Annotated in this window: 18 protein-coding genes; 6 read left to right on the forward strand and 12 right to left on the reverse strand. The window is 38.9% G+C overall.

What is annotated here, in order from left to right; genetic code table 11:
- Window positions 1–231 precede the first annotated feature (231 nt).
- Genes lpxD through MTT29_RS02305 form a run of 3 tightly spaced genes read right to left on the reverse strand, consistent with a single transcriptional unit; the run spans window position 232 to window position 3,343 of the window.
- Window positions 232–1,185, reverse strand: coding sequence for a UDP-3-O-(3-hydroxymyristoyl)glucosamine N-acyltransferase (gene lpxD, locus MTT29_RS02295; RefSeq protein WP_429799641.1), 954 nt, complete (start codon window positions 1,183–1,185; stop codon window positions 232–234).
- The gene (gene ilvN / locus MTT29_RS02300; protein WP_223227413.1) at window positions 1,185–1,646 is read right to left on the reverse strand and encodes an acetolactate synthase small subunit; all 462 of its coding nucleotides are present in this window, start codon (window positions 1,644–1,646) and stop codon (window positions 1,185–1,187) included. Before ilvN ends, lpxD begins: the two co-directional genes overlap by 1 nt.
- A gap of 2 nt (window positions 1,647–1,648) precedes the next feature.
- Window positions 1,649–3,343: an acetolactate synthase large subunit gene (locus MTT29_RS02305; RefSeq protein ID WP_429800445.1), complete on the reverse strand. Its 1,695-nt coding sequence runs from the start codon at window positions 3,341–3,343 to the stop codon at window positions 1,649–1,651.
- Window positions 3,344–3,499: 156 nt separating this feature from the next.
- Between MTT29_RS02305 and MTT29_RS02310 the strand changes: the two genes are divergently transcribed.
- Window positions 3,500–3,706: a hypothetical protein gene (locus MTT29_RS02310; RefSeq protein WP_429799642.1), complete on the forward strand. Its 207-nt coding sequence runs from the start codon at window positions 3,500–3,502 to the stop codon at window positions 3,704–3,706.
- A gap of 218 nt (window positions 3,707–3,924) precedes the next feature.
- Here MTT29_RS02310 and mnmH read toward each other — a convergent pair whose 3' ends face one another.
- The 9 genes from mnmH to MTT29_RS02355 are packed head-to-tail and all read right to left on the reverse strand — an operon-like array spanning window position 3,925 to window position 13,075.
- Window positions 3,925–4,932 carry a tRNA 2-selenouridine(34) synthase MnmH gene (gene mnmH, locus MTT29_RS02315; protein WP_429799643.1) on the reverse strand — a complete coding sequence of 336 codons (1,008 nt, stop codon included), beginning with the start codon at window positions 4,930–4,932 and terminating at the stop codon, window positions 3,925–3,927.
- Window positions 4,919–5,404: an HIT family protein gene (locus tag MTT29_RS02320; protein WP_002942290.1), complete on the reverse strand. Its 486-nt coding sequence runs from the start codon at window positions 5,402–5,404 to the stop codon at window positions 4,919–4,921. The genes mnmH and MTT29_RS02320 overlap by 14 nt, the downstream gene beginning before the upstream one ends.
- Window positions 5,404–6,189: an indole-3-glycerol phosphate synthase TrpC gene (trpC, locus tag MTT29_RS02325; protein WP_429799644.1), complete on the reverse strand. Its 786-nt coding sequence runs from the start codon at window positions 6,187–6,189 to the stop codon at window positions 5,404–5,406. The genes MTT29_RS02320 and trpC overlap by 1 nt, the downstream gene beginning before the upstream one ends.
- Complete coding sequence (locus tag MTT29_RS02330) at window positions 6,186–7,448, reverse strand: tetratricopeptide repeat protein (protein ID WP_194169737.1); 1,263 nt, start codon at window positions 7,446–7,448, stop codon at window positions 6,186–6,188. Before MTT29_RS02330 ends, trpC begins: the two co-directional genes overlap by 4 nt.
- A complete protein-coding gene (locus MTT29_RS02335) occupies window positions 7,427–7,792 on the reverse strand; it encodes a YkgJ family cysteine cluster protein (protein WP_429799645.1) in 366 nt (121 codons plus the stop codon). Before MTT29_RS02335 ends, MTT29_RS02330 begins: the two co-directional genes overlap by 22 nt.
- A complete protein-coding gene (locus MTT29_RS02340; protein ID WP_429799646.1) occupies window positions 7,789–8,496 on the reverse strand; it encodes a tRNA1(Val) (adenine(37)-N6)-methyltransferase in 708 nt (235 codons plus the stop codon). Before MTT29_RS02340 ends, MTT29_RS02335 begins: the two co-directional genes overlap by 4 nt.
- Window positions 8,493–10,751, reverse strand: a complete 2,259-nt coding sequence (locus MTT29_RS02345) for a hypothetical protein (protein WP_429799647.1) — start codon at window positions 10,749–10,751, stop codon at window positions 8,493–8,495. Before MTT29_RS02345 ends, MTT29_RS02340 begins: the two co-directional genes overlap by 4 nt.
- Window positions 10,748–11,710: an NAD(P)/FAD-dependent oxidoreductase gene (locus tag MTT29_RS02350; RefSeq protein ID WP_429799648.1), complete on the reverse strand. Its 963-nt coding sequence runs from the start codon at window positions 11,708–11,710 to the stop codon at window positions 10,748–10,750. Before MTT29_RS02350 ends, MTT29_RS02345 begins: the two co-directional genes overlap by 4 nt.
- Before the next feature lie 24 nt (window positions 11,711–11,734).
- Window positions 11,735–13,075 carry a class II 3-deoxy-7-phosphoheptulonate synthase gene (locus MTT29_RS02355; protein WP_429799649.1) on the reverse strand — a complete coding sequence of 447 codons (1,341 nt, stop codon included), beginning with the start codon at window positions 13,073–13,075 and terminating at the stop codon, window positions 11,735–11,737.
- 143 nt (window positions 13,076–13,218) lie between these two features.
- Between MTT29_RS02355 and rarD (MTT29_RS02360) the strand changes: the two genes are divergently transcribed.
- The 5 genes from rarD (MTT29_RS02360) to MTT29_RS02380 all read left to right on the forward strand — a co-directional run bounded on the left by rarD (MTT29_RS02360) (window position 13,219) and on the right by MTT29_RS02380 (window position 18,564).
- Window positions 13,219–14,106, forward strand: a complete 888-nt coding sequence (gene rarD / locus MTT29_RS02360) for an EamA family transporter RarD (protein WP_087583165.1) — start codon at window positions 13,219–13,221, stop codon at window positions 14,104–14,106.
- A 16-nt stretch (window positions 14,107–14,122) separates the two neighbouring features.
- Window positions 14,123–14,977: an EamA family transporter RarD gene (gene rarD, locus MTT29_RS02365; RefSeq protein ID WP_429800446.1), complete on the forward strand. Its 855-nt coding sequence runs from the start codon at window positions 14,123–14,125 to the stop codon at window positions 14,975–14,977.
- A complete protein-coding gene (locus tag MTT29_RS02370; protein ID WP_429799650.1) occupies window positions 14,970–15,422 on the forward strand; it encodes a hypothetical protein in 453 nt (150 codons plus the stop codon). The genes rarD (MTT29_RS02365) and MTT29_RS02370 overlap by 8 nt, the downstream gene beginning before the upstream one ends.
- 96 nt (window positions 15,423–15,518) lie before the next feature.
- Entirely contained in the window at window positions 15,519–16,781 is a 1,263-nt protein-coding gene (locus MTT29_RS02375; RefSeq protein ID WP_429799651.1) for a DUF262 domain-containing protein, read from the forward strand.
- Window positions 16,774–18,564 carry a GmrSD restriction endonuclease domain-containing protein gene (locus tag MTT29_RS02380; RefSeq protein WP_429799652.1) on the forward strand — a complete coding sequence of 597 codons (1,791 nt, stop codon included), beginning with the start codon at window positions 16,774–16,776 and terminating at the stop codon, window positions 18,562–18,564. The genes MTT29_RS02375 and MTT29_RS02380 overlap by 8 nt, the downstream gene beginning before the upstream one ends.
- Window positions 18,565–18,637 lie beyond the last annotated feature (73 nt).

Raw genomic sequence — 18,637 nt, forward strand, 5'->3', positions numbered from 1 at the left:
TTAGTTAAGCCATTTTGTTATGAGCATTAATTTTTTTTCATATACAAAAATTTGTTTTTACAATAAAAATTCAACCATTTAAACTAGAACTCTTACCGGCTACTTTTTATTAGCAGTGGGCTTTTATTTATCCATAAATATGGTTTATGATTTTAGTGAAATAAAAAAATAGAAAATTTAAATTTAAATTATAGAAGTACGACAACTATTTGGCGGAGAGCTCCGCCAAATTTAGTTTTTCTTAAAAAATCTCAATATCTTTGCTTGAAATTTAAACTGCTCTGAAAGCTCCATTATCGGATATGCTCCAGCGTATTTTTTGCCACCAGGCAGGTCTTTACTAACGCCTCCGCGTGCTGCGATCTGAGCGAAGTCTCCGACACTTACGTGTCCAGCTGAGCCACTTTGTCCGCCCATGACGACGTTTCTGCCTAGCACCGTTGAGCCAGCAAGCCCAGTTTGTGAGACGATGAGGCAGCCATTTCCAAGCTCGCAGTTGTGGCCTATTTGAACAAGATTATCTATCTTTGTGTATTTTGCGATCATTGTGCTTTCAAAGACGCCACGATCTATCGTCGTGCAAGCGCCGATCTCGACAAAATCACCCAAAACAACATTGCCATTGTGATAAATTTTCACATGCTCGCCAGTTTTTGTATGCGCATAGCCAAAGCCGTCGCTGCCTATAACGCAGTTTGCTAGCAGGTGACACTCATTGCCGATGACGCAGTCATTGTAGATGACGACGTTTGGGTGGATGATGCAGTTTTTACCGATAGTTACGTTATCGCCCAAAAAAGCTCCAGCCATCACTATCGTGTTTTCACCCACGCTCACGTTTGAGCCGATATAGACATTTGGCATTATAGTTGCACTCTCGGCGATATTTGATGGTTTTGGCTCGCAAAAAAGCGGCTTAGCGTAAATTTTACTAAGGATAGCAAACGCAAGGTGCGGGTTGTCGCACACAAGCGCTACCATGCCAGCTGGCACGAAGTCCAAAAGCGCATTTGTCACCAAAATAGCTCCAGCGTTTGAGCTGCTTATAAATTTAGCATTTTTCTCGCCATCGCAGTATGTTAGCTCAGCTTTATTTGCATTTTTTAAAGAATTTAGAGCAAAAATTTCAAGATCTTCTCCGCTAAAAGTAGCATCTACTTTTAAGGCTATTTCACTTAGTTTCATCATATATCCATTATCACAGATCCGCCGCGCACGACATCAACTGGGTTAAATTTCTTTATCGATTTTAAAAAGCTCTCTACCCTACTCGCATCATCAGCCACCATGACGACGATGTAGTTTTCGTTTGTATTTGTGACGATGCCATTGTATGTCTTTAGTATCGCCTCAAGGCCGGCAAAATTCTCGCCAAGTGGGATTTTCACAAGAGCCATCTCTTTTTCGACAAATTCGCCACTTTCTATGACTTTATATGTTGGGATTAGCTTGTGAAGCTGTTTTACGATCTGCTCTAAAACCCTCTCATCGCCGCTTGTGACGATGCTTAGTCTTGAGAAGTTGCTCTCAGGTATCGGAGCGACTGTGAGCGTGTCGATGTTGTAGCCCCTGCCCGCAAAAAGCCCAGAAATCCTAGCCAAAACGCCATGTTCATTTAAAACTATAACCGAAATCGTTCTTCTGATACTCATTTTTCTTCCTTGCTCTTTAATATCATATTATAAATCGCAGCCCCAGCTGGAACCATAGGAAGCACGTCCTCAAAGCGGTCAATCCTCACGTCGATAAGAGCTGATTTTTTACTCTTGATCGCCTCTTTTAAAGCCTTTTTAAACTCATCTTTGCTCTTGCATACAAAGCCAACACCGCCAAATCCTTCAGCGATCTTTACAAAATCAGGCTGCAAGCTAAGATCAGTCGATGAGTAGCGCTTTTCATAGAAAAATGTCTGCCACTGGCGCACCATGCCTAAGAAGTTGTTGTTTAAGATGATGTTTATGACAGGGACATTTGTCTCATAAGCAGTCATTAGCTCTTGGATATTCATAAGTATCGAGCCATCTCCTGTAAAATTTACAACCAAATACTCAGGCTTGGCACACTTTGCGCCGATCGCTGCAGGGAGGCCGTATCCCATCGTACCAAGGCCGCCACTTGTGACAAGCTGTCTTGGGCGGTTAAATGGATAAAACTGCGCCACCCACATCTGGTGCTGACCGACGTCAGTTGCGATGATAGCCTCAGGACCAACTATCTTTGCGGTCTCTTCAACTACCCATTGAGGCTTTAAGACCTTGTCGCTATCTGTGTAGCCAAGCGGATTTAGCTTTTGATATCTATCTAAAATTTCTCTCCAAGGCGCATAGTTTTTAGGCTCACCTTTCACCTCTTCATAAAGCTCGCTTAGCACGTTTGTAAGGTCGCCAACTATCGGATAGTGAGCGTTTATGATCTTTGAGATAGAGCTTGGATCGATGTCGATATGAATGATCTTTGCATGTTTGGCAAACTCGTCAGTTTTGCCTGTGACCCTATCGCAAAATCTAGCTCCAAGCGAGATAAGAAGGTCACACTCGCTAAGCGCCATATTTGAAGCGTAGCTGCCGTGCATGCCTGCCATGCCTAAATTTAGCTCATCTTTTGCATCAAGCACGCCAAGAGCCATCAGCGTTTCGACTGCTGGGATGCCAGTTTTTTTCATAAATTTACGTATGATCTCGCTTGCTCCAGATGCGACTGCGCCGCCACCGATGTAAAGAAGTGGTCTTTTTGCTTCATTTATCGCAGCAGCTGCTTTTTTGATCTGCTTAGAGTTGCCTTTATAGGTCGGCTTGTAGCTTGGGATAGAAATTTCTTTTGGATAGACAAAGTCGCCAAGCTTTGAAGTTACGTTTTTTGGGATATCGATATGAACTGGTCCTGGGCGGCCTGATCTTGCGATATAAAACGCTTCTTTTATGATGCGAGGTAGCTCCTCGACGCTATTTACTAAGAAGTTGTGTTTGACACAGGGGCGTGAAATGCCGACTGCATCGATCTCTTGAAAGGCATCTGTACCGATCATAAAGGTTGGTACTTGACCGCTTATAAGCACAACTGGGATGCTGTCGCTGTAAGCTGTGGCAAGACCAGTGACCGCGTTTGTAAAGCCAGGACCGCTTGTTACAAATGCAACGCCCACTTTGCCGCTAACCCTTGCGTATCCGTCTGCTGCGTGCACGGCCGCTTGCTCGTGACGAACCAAAACGTGTTTGTAGTAAGTTTGTTTGTATGTTTCATCGTAGATATTTAAGGCTGCGCCGCCTGGATAGCCAAAGACTATGTCAACGCCCTCTTCGTGCAAGGCTTCGCTTATCATCTGCGAACCAGAAATTTGTTTTATCATCACTTTAGCCTTTTGATAAATTTATCGCAAATTATATCCCAAAGCATTTTAAATCCATTTTAACTTTTTAGCGAAATTTGGGCGTTATCTTAAATTTTTTGAAAAAAATTTGAGTTAAAAAAGCGAAAAATACAAAATATTTTACATATATTTATGCATATTATTTTTAGTATTTTGATAAATTTGGCAAATTTAGAGCAAAATTTAAAAAACAGGGGGACGCCAACCAAGCCAACCAAGCCAACCAAGCCAACCAAGCCAACCAAGCCAACCAAGCCAACCAAGCCAACCAAGCCAACCAAGCCAACCAAGCCAACCAAGCCAACCAAGCCAACCAAGCCAACCAAGATAAACAGATAAACAGATAAACAGATAAACAGATAAACAGATAAATTTAACTAGAAATTTTCATAAAAATGGCAAGAAATTTTATCTAGTATGTAAAAACAACCTTAAGCTAAGCCATTTTTAAGTGCAAAAACCAATCTTTTAAATTTAAAAGTAAATTTGACCTAACCAAAGAGAGCAAATTTAAATTTGTAGATAAATTTTACCCCCAAACAAAGCGCCAAAAGGATTTAAAATTTCGACTTAGTCCTTATCAAATTTAGCTTTTTTACAGCCTCTTCAAAGTCGTCAGAGCTTACAAAAACATCAATGTTTTCATTTTTCTTATAGACCTTGTCGTAGTATTTTGTGAGTAAAATTTCAGCCACTTTGGCGATGTCATTTTCATTAAATTTAGCCACCGCCTCATCTCTAGCCTCTTTGTCGATAAAGGGTGAAATTTTCTTTATACACTCATCAAAAAAGGCTTTATTCACGCTTTTATAGTCGCTTGTGATGCAAGAAATTCTATTTTCTAAACTTGCGCTAACCTCAACACAGATGCCGCAACGCATCGCCTCATAAAGGCTTTTAGGGAGTGTTAGCGAGCCGATCCTTCTGCTCTCGCCCTCAATAAAGCAAATTTGATCTTTTAGTGTGATGAGCTTCTCAAAGAGCGCATCTTCAAAGCTTTTTTGACTAGGCTGCGCGCCGTTTATCGCGCCAAAGACTGAGCCTAAGTGATTTGCCATCGCTTCAAGGTCGATTGACGGCGAGAGTGCCCTTATTAGCTTACTTTTGTAACAGCCAGTGTTGCCAAAAAGAGTGATAAATTTCGTGCTTAAAGGACGCTCTAGAAATTCTAAAACGTGATTTCTATAAGCCTTATAGCCGCCATTTAGTCTATAAATTCTATATCCGATCATGCTTAGCACATAGGCAACCGAGCTTGATCTAAGTCCGCCCTTTGCGCAGTATATCCCAACTGCTGAGCCAACCTTAGCCCTTTTATAGACCTCATCGATGATATTTTGTAAATTTTTGCAGATGTATTTTGCTCCAAGGCTCTTGGCTAGGGCCCTGTCACTTTTGTAGATCGTGCCTACCTCTTTGTGCTCAGCGTCATCAAGTGCGTATAAATTTAGAGCATCTTTTATATGCGAGTAGGCATATTCATGCGGCGATCTAGCGTCTATCAGGACTTCAAACTCGCCTCTTTTTTCAAGCCACTGCTCGATATCAAGCTCAAATAACGCCACTAAAAGCCTTTTTTAGCTTTTGATAAAGCGGATGAAACGGCGTGCCATTTACCCTGACATCGGCGATCGTTGTGATGAAATTTGTATCCCCGCTCCACCTTGGCACAAGGTGATAATGCACGTGCTCAGCTATGCCAGCGCCTGCTGCCTTGCCTAAATTCATACCGATATTTACGCCTTGCGCGTGAAGCTCGCGCTTTAAAATTTCAACCCCAAGCCTTACAAATTTACTCATCTCAAACCACGTCTGCTCGTCAAGCTCCTCGATCTTGTCGGTGTGGTGATTTGGTATGATCATAAAGTGACCTGGCGAATACGGATATAAATTCATGATCCCAAAGCAGTGCTTAGCACGAAAAAGCACGCCATTTTTTTCATCGTCCTCTTTTGAATTTATAACCTCGCAAAAGACGCAACTATCTTTTTTTGCGCTGAAATACTCGCTTCTCCAAGGGGCACAAAGGTGCTGCATCACTCGCCCTCCTTTATCTTTTTAACGGCATTTTTTATATCATCTTGCCTCATGAAATGCTCTCCTATCAAGAAGGCATCAACTCCGATCTTGCTTAGCTCGCAAAGCTGCTCATGCTCGTAAAGACCGCTTTCGGCGACTATTATCTTGCCGTTTGGCAAAAGCGGCACGAGCTTCTCGCAAAGGCTCATATCCATCGTAAAATCATCTAAATTTCTATGATTTATCCCTATTATATTTGCTCCTGCAAAGACCGCCTTTTTCACATCGCTCGCGTCATGGGTCTCTACTAAGACCTCAAGCCCCAAGTGGTGCGCGTACTCAAGTAGCTCTTTTAGCTCGCCTTGAGTTAGCGCTTTAGCGATGAGCAGGATAAAGTCCGCTCCATAAACAAGAGCTTCTAAAATTTGATACTTATCAACGATAAAGTCTTTTCTAAGGATCGGCCTTGAGGCGTAGCGGCGAACTTGCGTGATATACTCTATGTCGCCCTTAAACCAATGAGGCTCGGTTAGGATACTAAAAGCATTTGCGTACTGCTCGTACTCCTGAGCGATCTTGATCGGCTCAAAGTCCTCTCTTATCACGCCCTTGCTTGGACTTGCTTTTTTTATCTCGGCTATGATCTTTATAGGCTCATCTTTGCTTGATCTAAGTGCGCCCAAAACGTCTCTTGGCACGTATGGGTTGTATGCGAGCGAGCGACCCAGCCACTCCTGCGGATAGTCAGCTTTTCGCTTTTTTAGATCCTCTTTTGTCTTTTTTATAATCTCATCAAGTATCATTTTTTAAGCCTTTTGTTTAAATTTATTATGCAGCGCTCGATTAGATGTAAGTGCTCTTTTGCCTCTTTTGAAGTCCTAAAATCAACATCTTTCATCGCGTGAATCATTATGCCCTTTGCCTTTTTGCACTCGCCAAGCTTGAAGTACCCCCACGCTAGCGAGTCCTCATAATAAGGCGAATCAGGCGATATCTCAAGCGCTTTTTGCACCATCTCTACGCCCTTTCTAGGGTCTATCTCGTGGTCAATGAGCAAGTAGCCGTAGTAGTTAAAAAACATATCGTTATTAAGCTTTGGCACGCTAGCTTCAAATTTATCTAAGATATCAGTGATTTTCTTTTCATCTAGGCTATCTTTGTTCATCTCATACTCGTAGATGGCGGCCTTTGCTAAGAAATTTAGATCCCTGCTATCGTTATAAATTTTAACCGCCAAAACGTATGCATCGCCAAAATTTCCAGTAGCAGCGTAAAGATCCATCAGTGTAGCGTCGTTGTAGCCATATTTTTTCAAAATTTCAATAGCCGCTTTATAATTTTTAGCATAGACAAAATACTGCACGATCTTGTCAAGATAAGAGGTGTCGTGAGTGATGTCGTAGATCTCTTCAAAAAGCTCGATCACCTTTGGGAAATTTCTTTGCTGAGAGTAAATTTCAGCCAAAAGCTCGCATGTCTTTTGAGTGCAGCCCTGCTCCTCGCGGAATTTCTCGAGGTATTTTGTCGCATCATTTACATTATCCATGCGGTTTAAAAGTATATCAACGATGCGGAGTAAATTCTCCTCTTCAGGCTTTAGCGAGTATGCCTCTTCAAAGTATTTTAGCGCCGTTACCGTATCATTTTGCATCATGCAAATGGTGCCAAGCATGAGCAAATTTTGAGCATTTGGCTCTTTTGTGGCAAGCTCTTGCATCAGCTCTTTTGCCTCGTTTAGCTTAGAGAGATTGACCAAATTTGCCACTTTGATCCTGATAAAATCGCTATCGTCTTTTAAACTCTTCTCGCCCTCACTCATAAGGCTATCTAAATTTTCATTTTTTGTAGCAAAGGCTAGCTTGATCGCCTCTTTTAGATAGGTCTTTTGATTTGTCTCTTTAAAAAGCCCTAGATAGGTCTGGATACTAGCATTTACATCGCCACTATCTTGCGAGATGAGAGCTTGCATTAGGCGTAAATTTACACTTTTGTTATCATCTGCAAGTAGATGCGTGCTAAAAAATACGCTTATAAAAATTATTAAAATTTTACGCCAATGCATTCTGCTCTTAGCTCCTTTAAGTTTTTTTTAAAATAATCCCAAAACGGAAATGTCCTGCACTGCTTAGGTCTTAGCTCATAAACCGAGCAGTTTTTATTTTTCTCATCAAAAAATATGCAAGCAAAACCGTCATCATAAGGCTTTTCTTTGATGCTTCGCCTAAGCCCAACACTTATTAAAAATTTGCTCTCAAACTCATCTTTTGAGATATCAAAAGCGGCGCAAAATTTTAAAATTTCACCCTCATCTATCCAGATATAGCCACTCTCGCCAGTGCAACATTTGCCCCCGCAACTCTCGCAAAAACTAGGATCAAACTCATAGCTAAAACCATCAGCCCTCACGCGATCTCCTTGTAAGAGATGCTGTTTGTATCAGCTTTTTTAAAGATCTCACTTGCTTCTTTCGTGTGTGAGCCATCTTCGCTCATCACAAGAGGTGGTAGGACTTTTAGCTTTGAGTTTGAGTTGTTTCGCACTTCAAGTAAAGCCAAATTTGCTGGCTTATCCTTTTTGGTATGGACAAATTTTAAGCTCACCAAATTTAGTTTATACTCTTTCAAACAAGCCACTATCTCGCTAAGATCATCTGGTGCATAGCAAAAAAACGCCCTTTTATGTGGCTTTAAATTTACGCTTATGCCTCTTATAAAATCCTTTAAATTTAGCGAGCTTGCATATCTGCTAACTTTTATGTGTTCATTTTGGCTTTTTGTAACACCGTCATGATAAAAGGGCGGATTTGAGATGATTAGATCAAATTTCTCACTATCTTTAAAATTTGCAAAATCAGCCGTTATGGCGCTAGCCTCTAGGCAGTTACTCTTTGCGTTAAAGCTAGAAATTTCGCTATTTAGCTCTAAAAGATCAAGCATGCTTAGATCTATCTTTTTAAAATCACGCTTAAGCAAAAGTCCAAGTATCCCGCACCCTGCTCCAACGTCCAAAACTCTGCCAGAAATTTCGCCTACGCCAGAGCAGATAAAATCATAAAGAACGAGCGTATCGCTGTTGTAGCGATAGCCATTTTCAAGCTGGGCTAAGATCATCTATAAACCTTGATGATAAAGCCGCGCGTCACATCTTTTACGATCACTTCGGAGCTAAAGCTGATCCTTGCAAAGTCGCCAAATTCCTCTTTTATAAGCTCAGCAGCCGCCTTTGCACGCTCTTTGCCAACGCCGTAATTTACGTAGTTATTTAGCTTGCCAAGGTCATCTTTTTTGATATTTTGAGTGACATTTGATGGGATGACAAAATTTTTTTTATCCACGATCGGGATGATCTCATACATGTAGTTTGAGTTAAATCTCTGCAAAAACTCACTCACTCTGTTTTTGCACATTATGCTAACCTTGTCCTTTGCGTCCATATCGTCGCATTCTATGCTAGAGATGAGGACTAGCTTTGTTGGGGTTTCAGGCTTTGTCGTAGCTTGCAAGATATTTTTTAAATTTACATTTTCATTTTCAAGCTCATCTTGTCTGTTTAAATTTTGCTCGATATCTTTTTGGAGCTCGACTATCTGGGCATTTACACTACCGCTACCGCCTTTGTGAGTGGTTGAGCTTAGCTCATTTATCTTTGAATTTAGCCTCTCTATCGTCTTGTTACTCTCATTTAGCTTTTGCTTTGCATTTTCTAGTTCATTTTGCAAACTTAGTAAATTTTTGCCACCACTTTTGTTGTTGTCTGCTAAAAATGTTGAGGTATCAACTATCTTTTTTTGTAGCATGTTTATTTGCTGACGCAAAATTTCATAGTTTTGCATATCGATCTTTAGCGTTCTTTTTTGAGTTTCTAGCTCGCTTTGTTTAGAAAGGAGCATTTGGCTTGTCTTTGTGACATTTTCTTCAAGCTCTTTTATCTTTGCTTCTTTTAGATCGAGCTTTGAGCTCAAATTCTTTAGCTCGCCCTCGTTTGAGCCAAGTTTCTGCGACTGCAAAGAGATGGTTTGGTTTTGATCAAATAGCGTTTTTAGAAATTTAGTTGTCTTCGTATCAAGTGCTTTTAGCTCTTCTTGGCTCTTTTTAAAACTCTCTTCACTCAAACTTAGCTTTTTGCTTAGCTCGCTTAGAGTTGAATTTGCGTCTAAATTTTGCTTTTCAAGCTTTTTATTTATGGCATTTGCCCTCTCAAGCTCTTTTTTAAGCGAGCTTATATTTTCATTTGCAAGCTTGTTCTCTTGCTCGCTTTTTAGGCTCTTTTGTTTTAGATCGTCAAAACTCTTATGAAGTGCCGCAAGCGAGGCGTTTAGCTCTAAATTTTTGCCATTATAGCTTTGTGCCATTAGATCTTTTGAGTTTAAATTTTTCTTGATCTCTTCAAGCTCGTAAATTCTATCTTTTAGTGCAGTCTTGTTTGACTCAAGAGCCTCCTGCAGATCGATTATCTTATTTGCCTTTTTAGAAAGCTCATCCTCCATAACGCTCTTTTGTGTCTCAAAGCCATCATTTAGCGCATTTATCTCTTTTTCGTAGCTAAATTTTTGAGTGTCGGCGTCATTTTTAACTCGCTCGATCTCCTCTTTTAAAAGCAAAATTTCTTTTTTCTCGCCTCTATCTTTTTCACTTTGAGCTTTTTCATACTCTTTTATAAGAGCCTCTTTTTGCGTAAGCGTCGCATTTAGCTCGTTATTTTGCTCTTTTAAAGCGGTGTAGTTTGCCTCAAAGCTCTCTTTAAATTTATTAAAGCTGGCCTTGGCATCTTTAAGTTTGCTCTCATCGCCATTTCTAGCGTCATTTATCGCATTTTCAAGGTCGATTATCTTTTTCTCATAAGCCTTTGAGCTCTCTATCATATCAGCTTGTGCTTCATTTAGGCGCTTTGTCAAAGCTTGGATATTTTCAAAGTGTTGCGCCTCAAGCTCGCCAAGAGCTTTTTGATTTTTTTCAACTATCTCGTTTTTTTCATTTTCGATATTTCTTTTCATCTCTGAAATTTTGCTTATGAAGTCTAAATTTTTCTCGCTCATATCGACATTATCAGCGGCTAAAATTTCATTTTTCTTGCTTAGCTCGCGCACTTGCTCTTGAAGCTCTTTTACATTGTTTGATAAATTTAGATCCTTATCATCAACAAAATTTTGCATGTAACTCTTTGGAGTGATGTAGCCGCCATACTCGTAAAGATCATCTTTGCTTACATATCTTTGCTTCTCTTCTTCGGGGAGATCATCAAAATTTATAGAATAAATCGTTTGATTAGTATCTTTTGGCGCCTCGTCCTCTTTTTGAAATTTCAAAAATGAGAGAGAAAAGCCAGCTATCAGACAAACAATAGCTAGTGCGATTTTATTTATCAAGCTTGTGCCTTGCCTTTTAAGATGTCTTTGATGACGCCATGAGCGTGATTTAGTGCGACCACGATCGAGCCACCATTTTTTAAAACGATGTCGCCTCCAACGTAAAGTCCTGGCACGCTGCTTTGGTAGCTGCTATCAACTATCGGAGTGCCTTTTTCATCAGTTTTTATCTGGCATTTTTGTAAAAAATCAACCGGACTTGAGCCACCGATCGCATAAACAACCCTATCATAGACACGAATTTTGCCGTTTTCATAATGCACTCTTACCTTGCCCGATTCGTTATCGATCTCGGTTATATCGTGATTTAGCCTTACTTTTATCTTATTGTGCTTCTCAAGCTCCCAAAGAGCGCTTAAATTTGTCTCATTTACACGGCTAAATTTATCTTTTCTGTAAGCGATCGTCGTTTTGTTATACTGACAAAGCTCGATAGCGTACTCAACCGCAGAGTTGCCACCACCCACAACTAGCACTTTTTCGCCGTTTGTGCAGTTATCAAGGTTAAAATTTACAACTGAATTTAGTGATGGTGGGATCTTATAATCAGGCTTGTTTGGTCGTCCCATTTTGCCAATAGATACCATGACGTTTTTGGCTTCATAGACAGCTTTTGAGGTAGTTACTTTAAAAATTTCTCCCTCTTTTTTTACGCTTTCGACCTCAGAGTTAAAAAACGCCTCGATCTTTTCAGAGTCAAGTAGCTTGTCAAAATAATCAAGCGTGCTCTCTTTTGTGCCATCTTCAAACGAAACTAGCCCATGTATCGTGCTATCTTGCCCTTTATACTCTTTATCCACGCGTTTATTGTCTTTATAAAATTTTCTTATAGTCTGGCTGTGGTTGTCGCCTTTTTCAAGGAGTAAAACATTACTTAAGCCATTTCTTTTAGCCTCTACTACGCTAGCTATACCACAAGGTCCGCCGCCAACTACTATTAGATCATAAATATTTGCCATATTTTTCTCCAAATTTTATAAATTTTAAGCTTTTTTAACTAGATCAGCCATCAAAAATGCAAGCTCTAAAGCCTGATCAGCATTTAGTCTTGGATCGCACTGCGTCTCATATCTCTCTTTTAGCGAGCTTTCAGTGATGTTTAGCGCGCCACCGGTGCACTCTGTCACATCTTTGCCAGTCATCTCAAGATGCACGCCACCAGCTCTTGTGCCCTCGGCTTTATGAATTTCAAAAAAGCTTCTAACCTCGCTTAAAATTTTACTAAATTCACGAGTTTTGTAGTTGTTCGAGGCTTTAACGGTATTGCCATGCATAGGATCGATGCTATAAACGATATTTAGCCCCTCACGTTTTAGCTCTCTTAAAATTTTAGGTAAATTTTCGCCGATCTTGTCAGCGCCCATTCTGATTATCACATTTAGTCTGCCAGCTTCATTTTCTGGATTTAGCTTATTTGCAAGTGCAATGACATCTTCAGCTTTTGCGCTTGGTCCGATCTTTACGCCGATAGGATTTTTCACACCACTTAAAAAATGCACATGAGCGTCGTTTATGCCGCGCGTTCTCTCGCCTATCCAAAGCATGTGAGCTGAGCAGTCATACCACTCGCCACTAAGGCTATCAACCCTAGTTAGTGCCTCTTCATAAGGCAAAAGTAGCGCCTCGTGAGATGTATAGACTGCTGTTTGATTTATAGCTGGGGTATTTGCCGAAGTGATGCCACAAGCTGCCATGAAAGATAGAGTTTTTGTTAGATCATCAGCTAGTTTAGCGTATTTCTCACCGATCTCTGGCCTTTTAACAAAGCCTAAATTCCACTTATGCACCTGATGAAGATCAGCCAAACCTCCTCTTGAAAAGGCTCTTAATAGGTTCATCGTAGAAGCACTTTGATAGTAGGCCTCTATCATGCGTTTTGGGTCGGCAACTCTATCCTGCTCGTCAAATTCAAAGCCATTTATGATGTCACCTCTATAGCTTGGTAACTTAACGCCATTTACCTCTTCATAATCGCTACTTCTAGGCTTTGCAAACTGCCCTGCTACGCGACCTACTTTGACCACTGGACAGCCACCGCCAAAGGTTAAAACTATCGCCATTTGAAGTAAGACCTTAAACATATCTCTGATGTTGTTTGCGTTAAAATTTGTAAAGCTCTCAGCGCAGTCGCCACCTTGAAGCAAAAATGCCTCGCCGTTGCAAACTTTTGCAAGCTCATTTTTAAGACTTCTAGCCTCGCCAGCAAATACCAAAGGTGGAAGTGCTTTTAGTTTTTCTTCAGCCTCTTTTAGCTCTTTTAAATTTGGATAAGTTGGTTGTTGTAAGATGTTAAATTCTCTCCAACTATCTCTGTTCCAAGTCATAAATTTTTCCTATCTTTTTCCTTAATTTAGCGCTGATTATATCACGCAAAACTTAAAAAATAAAAGCCATTAATGGGTTATTAAAGATATTTTGCATACAATCGCTACATTAAATTTACCCAGAAAAAGAGAAGATTTTTTTCATGATAAAAGGCATTTTTTATTCGCTTTTGGCATCAGTTTTATTTAACTGCATCTACTACATGTCAGTGCTCATGAACCCCATCAGCACGCAAGCTCTTATTGGATACCGCATGATCTTTGCCATGCCTTTTGTCATCGCCGCCATTTTTTTGTTAAAACAGCAGCGAAATTTCAAATTTTTACTTCTAAAAATAAAGCTAAAACCTAAAATTTTACTAGTTTTGCTTGTTACCTCGCTCATCGTCTCATTTCAGATGTGGCTCTATCTCTGGGCTCCAAGTAACGGCGCAGCGCTAAAAGTCTCGATAGGCTACCTCATCATGCCAATAGTCATGGTCCTTTTTGGACGGATATTTTTCAAAGAGCACCTCTCAAAAACAAAGTTAGCATCGATATTTTTCGCTGCCATTGGCGTCTTTAGCACAGCAGTCATTAGTGGTGGCATCTCGTGGGAGAGCGCTGTAGTTTTTTGCCTTTATCCAGTCTATTTTACCATTAGAAAGTACTACAACCTTGCAAATTTCTCAAGCTTTGTTATAGAGATAATTTTTATGTTTTTATTCTCATTTTATTTTGCGCTCACAGCCGATATGGACTACGTAATGAGCCAAAATCCAAACATCTACTATCTGCTCATCTTGCTTGGTGCTATCAGCGGCATAGCCCTCATCGCCCAGATCCTCTCAAGCACGCTCGTGCCGATAAATGTACTAGGTTTGCTTACATATTTTGAGCCTATAATGATGCTCTTTGTCTCATTTGCCATCGGAGAGAGACTGGAGAAAAGCTCATACTTTTTGATGATCTGCCTAGCCATCTCTGTCACGCTTTTGATGATAGATAGTATAAATTCTATAAAAGGCGACAAAAATACCAAGACTAAATGAGAGCCAAAAAGGCGTTATTCTCGCGCTTAGCGCCTTTTTTATGTGGGGGTTTTTGGCGGTTTATTTCAACCTATTTAGTAAAGATGTCGATGCTTATGAAATTTTAGCCCACAGGATCATCTGGTCATTTTTCTTGATGGCGGCAGTGCTTTGCATTAATGGCAAAATGGGCGAAATTTTTGCGCTTCTTAAGGATATCCGCTCGCTAAAGGCTCTATTTTTAAGCGGTATTTTTATCACCATAAACTGGGGCGTTTATGTCTATGCGGTGGGTAGCGGCAAAATTTTAGACACGAGTTTGGGATATTTTATAAATCCCTTGATAAGCATGCTCCTTGGTGTCATCGTCTTTAAAGAGCGCCTGAGCAAAGCTAGCGCCATAGCCGTTTGCATCGTCATCGCAGCCGTCTGCGTGCAAATTTACGCCAAAGGTGGCCTGCCACTTGTCTCTATCATCTTGCCACTTTCGTTTGGATTTTACGCGATGGTTAGAAAGATGGCGAAGATTAGCGCATTTAATGGGCTTTTTATCGAAACATTTTTTATGTTTCCATTTGCGCTTGGCTACGTTTTATGGCTGGTTTTTCACTCGCAAAGCCACTTTGGACTAAACGAGGACTCACTTTTAATGATCGCTTCAAGCATCGTAACCATCGTGCCACTTGTCGCTTTTAACGCAGCTACAACAAGGATAAATTTAACGACGATTGGCTACTTGCAATACATCTCACCAACCATCGCGATCCTTTGTGCGGTCTTTATTTACGGCGAAATTTTAGATGGCTACAAAGTCATCTCATTTTGTATGATCTGGATGGCTTTAGCGATAATTAGCGTGGATAAATTTAGAAAAAGGAGTAAAAATGAATAGCGTTACGATTTATTTGCTGCTTGCGTTTTTTGCGGCGCTTATTTTATATTTTCAGATACAAAAACTAACCAAAAAGCTTGACGATGAGGGGGCGGTACCTGCCTATCAAAAGGCTGCGCAAGAGGTTTTAGAAAATTTAAGCAACGCAGAGAAATACCCTAAATTTTGCAATGTCATCTTAAAAAAGATAAATGCTCTAAGGCAGGACATTCTATTTGAAGATGCGCTAAATGAGGCTAGTGACAAAGACAAAGCTCTTGATCAGCTCGAGCAGATAAGAGATAAGCTAGAGGCGCTTTTGAAACAAGAAAACGCAAACTGGGAGAGTGAACTTGTTGAAATTTTAGACGAGATCGATGGCTTTGTAAAGGCAAATTTCAAAAACGGCGAAGATAGAGCCGAAGAGCTAAGGGACGAACTAAAAAAAGAATTTGATGGGTTGTGATGATTTTTGCTTAAATAGAATTATTTTTAAAAAGTTTTAAGACACAAATATAAAAATCAGTTGTGCTATAATGCAAAAAAATTGATAAGGGGAAGCATGGATGCCGGTATCAAAAATCTCTCTGAAATACTTTGTAAAAATTTAAAAATCCCAAACTATCAACGTCCATATACTTGGAGTACAAAATCAGCTCTTGCGCTTTTTAATGATATTTTTAGAGAGTACAAAAACAACAAAAACGAGTACCGCATAGGCTCTACCATACTGCACCAAGAAAGCGAAAATTATAATATTGTCGATGGGCAACAACGTCTCACTACGCTTACAATACTACTAAAATTACTAAGAGAAGAAAATTTGCCGTTATTGAAGCAAACTTTTAATCCTCTCTCTTACAACAGTATTACAAACAATCATAAAATTTTAAAGCAAAGAGTGGAGCTATTAAGCGATGACGCAAAGATAAAATTTAAAAATTTTATCTTAGAAAAATGCACCATGGTTGAAATAGTTGTGACTGACCAACAAGAAGCATTTAACTACTTTGACTCACAAAATACCAGAGGTAAAGCACTAGAAGTGCACGATCTACTAAAAGCATACCATCTAAGGCATATGGCAGATGATGACGAAGCCAAAAAAGTGCAGGTAATATCAAATTGGGAGGATAAAAATAGCGATGAAATAAAAGAAATTTTTAGCAATTTTTTGTTTCCTATTATTAGATGGCAACGTAGAGAAAGCGGATTATATTATTCCAAAGACCACATAGATATTTTTAAAGGCATAGACCATACTTCGCTATACAATGTGACTAAATTTAATAAAGCAGCAGTAACTTTTTTAGAAAAAAGTGATGATTTTGCTTATATTTTTAGCTCTAAAAATAGTAATAAATTTCTACTGACTCAAGATTTGTTAAGTGGAAAACACTTTTTTGATTTCACAGCTCACTATCTAAACCTTTGCCGTGAAATAAAGAAATTTATAGAAACAAAATATGACGATAACGCTATGCCTAGAAAAAAGAGAGGCGATAAATATATAGTAAGACTTTTTGAATGCCTTATAATGGCATTTGCTGATAGATTTGGCTTTGATGAGCTTAACGAAAATATTTGCGCATTTTTTTATAGATACGTTTATACTTTGCGTTTGGTAAAACAAGCCGTATATCTAGAGAGCATAAACAAATATGCACTTGGATATCAAGATGAAAATAACGGATTAAATTTATTCGAAAAAATATCTCATATGAGGTCGCCAGATGAAATTTACAGCGTTGAGCTTTGTGATATCAAGCCCACTGTTAATGGATACGACGATATAAAAATAGATTGGAGATTAAAAAATGAATAAAACTAGCAATCTAGAATTTAGCGTAAAAGCAATTTTTAACGATAAATATCTTATCCCCATATATCAGCGCAACTACGCTTGGGGTAAAGATGAGATAGAGACACTTTTGGATGATATAAGCAGTAATAATAATGAGTATTTTATAGGAAGCTTAGTCGTAAGAGAAAAAAATGGTGTTTTTGAAGTTATAGATGGACAACAAAGACTTACGACTATATATTTGACACTAAGATATCTTAAGCACAACATAAAAGGCGAACTTAAATTTGAAGCTAGGCAAAAGTCAAATGAAACACTAGAAAAAATTTACAATGTTGATAAATGGGCTGATTTACCATCTAGTGAAATAGTAGATGGGTTTAAAATTATAGAAAAATATTTTTCGGAAAATAAAAAAGACGAAAGTTTTAAAAGTAAAATTTTAAATGCCAAGCTTCTACGCGTGCCGGTCCCAAATGATGCCGATCTAAATCATTTTTTTGAGATAATGAACACAAGGGGCGAGCAGCTAGAAGCTCACCAGATCGCAAAGGCAAAAATTTTAAAAAACATAGAAAAAAAAGATAAAAAAATAGCTGCGCTAGTTTGGGATGCATGTGCGGATATGGATAGATACGTACAGATGAGTTTTGAAAAGAAGTTAAGAAAACAAATTTTTGGCGATGAGTGGGATAAAATTTGTGATGAAAATAAACTTTTTGAAATTCCTATAGAAGATAGTGACGGCGCTGAAATGCAGTCATTAAGCAAAATTTTAGAAAATGAAAGTTTAACTTCCAAAAAAATAATGCAAGATGAAGGTGAAAATATAAGATTTTCATCTATCATAAATTTCCCAAATTTCCTTTTACAGGTAAATGCGGCTATGAGCAATAATGCGAGCAGTACAAATGAACTACTTTATGATAAAAAATTGATTGATAATTTAAAAAAATACTTCGACAATAGTGAAAATGCCAAAAATTTTATCTACAACCTTTTAAAATTTAGATTTTTGTTTGATAAGTTTATTATAAAAACTGATGAAAATGATAAAAAAGAGGGCGAAAAGTGGTCGCTAAAAATGCTCAAAACATACCGCAGTAGCAACAAAGATACATTTAGCTATGTGGATACGCTTGATAACAATGGGTTAGTTGTCGCCTTGCAGTCTTGTTTGCGTATCACATACACTTCGCCTCGTACTATGGAGTGGATTTTTACGCTTCTTAAGGGACTTAACGAAAATATAACAGCCAATATGCAAGAAATTTTAGAAACGTATGCAAAAAAGAAGGTAAAAAATGCGCTAGAAAAAAGCATCTCTTATCCTATGTGTGAGAGAATAGTCCTTGCCTATCTTGATTATATTTTATACAGAGAGTGTATAGTTAGCACTAAAAATAGCGAACCAAAACAAAAACTACAAAATGCTTTTGAAGCGATTGGCAATGTAAATTTAAAAAATTTAAAAGAGTGGGAATTTAAATTTAGAGACTCTATCGAGCATTTTTACCCACAAAATCCATCTAGTGATAGTATAGGGCGCATGGATGATAAAATTTTAAACTCTTTTGGCAACTTAGCGCTTGTTACAACTTCTGGTAACTCTAAATTTTCAAATCTCGCCCCATCCGCAAAGCAGACTACATATCCAAACATAATAACGCAAAGCCTAAAACTGATACTAATGTCGGCGTGTGTAAATGGTAACAGCATAGATGAATATAAACAAGCGATTAGCGAACATGAAAAAGAAATGCGAGCTTTTTTACTAACAGATATAGAGTGTGATATTATATGAATACTTTTCTCCTAAAGTATTTTAGGAGATCAAAAATATCTGGTCTTATGCTACACAAAAAAGATCAGATATT

This window comes from Campylobacter concisus (assembly GCF_050447485.1).
GTDB classification, from domain to species: Bacteria; Campylobacterota; Campylobacteria; order Campylobacterales; family Campylobacteraceae; genus Campylobacter_A; species Campylobacter_A concisus_BQ.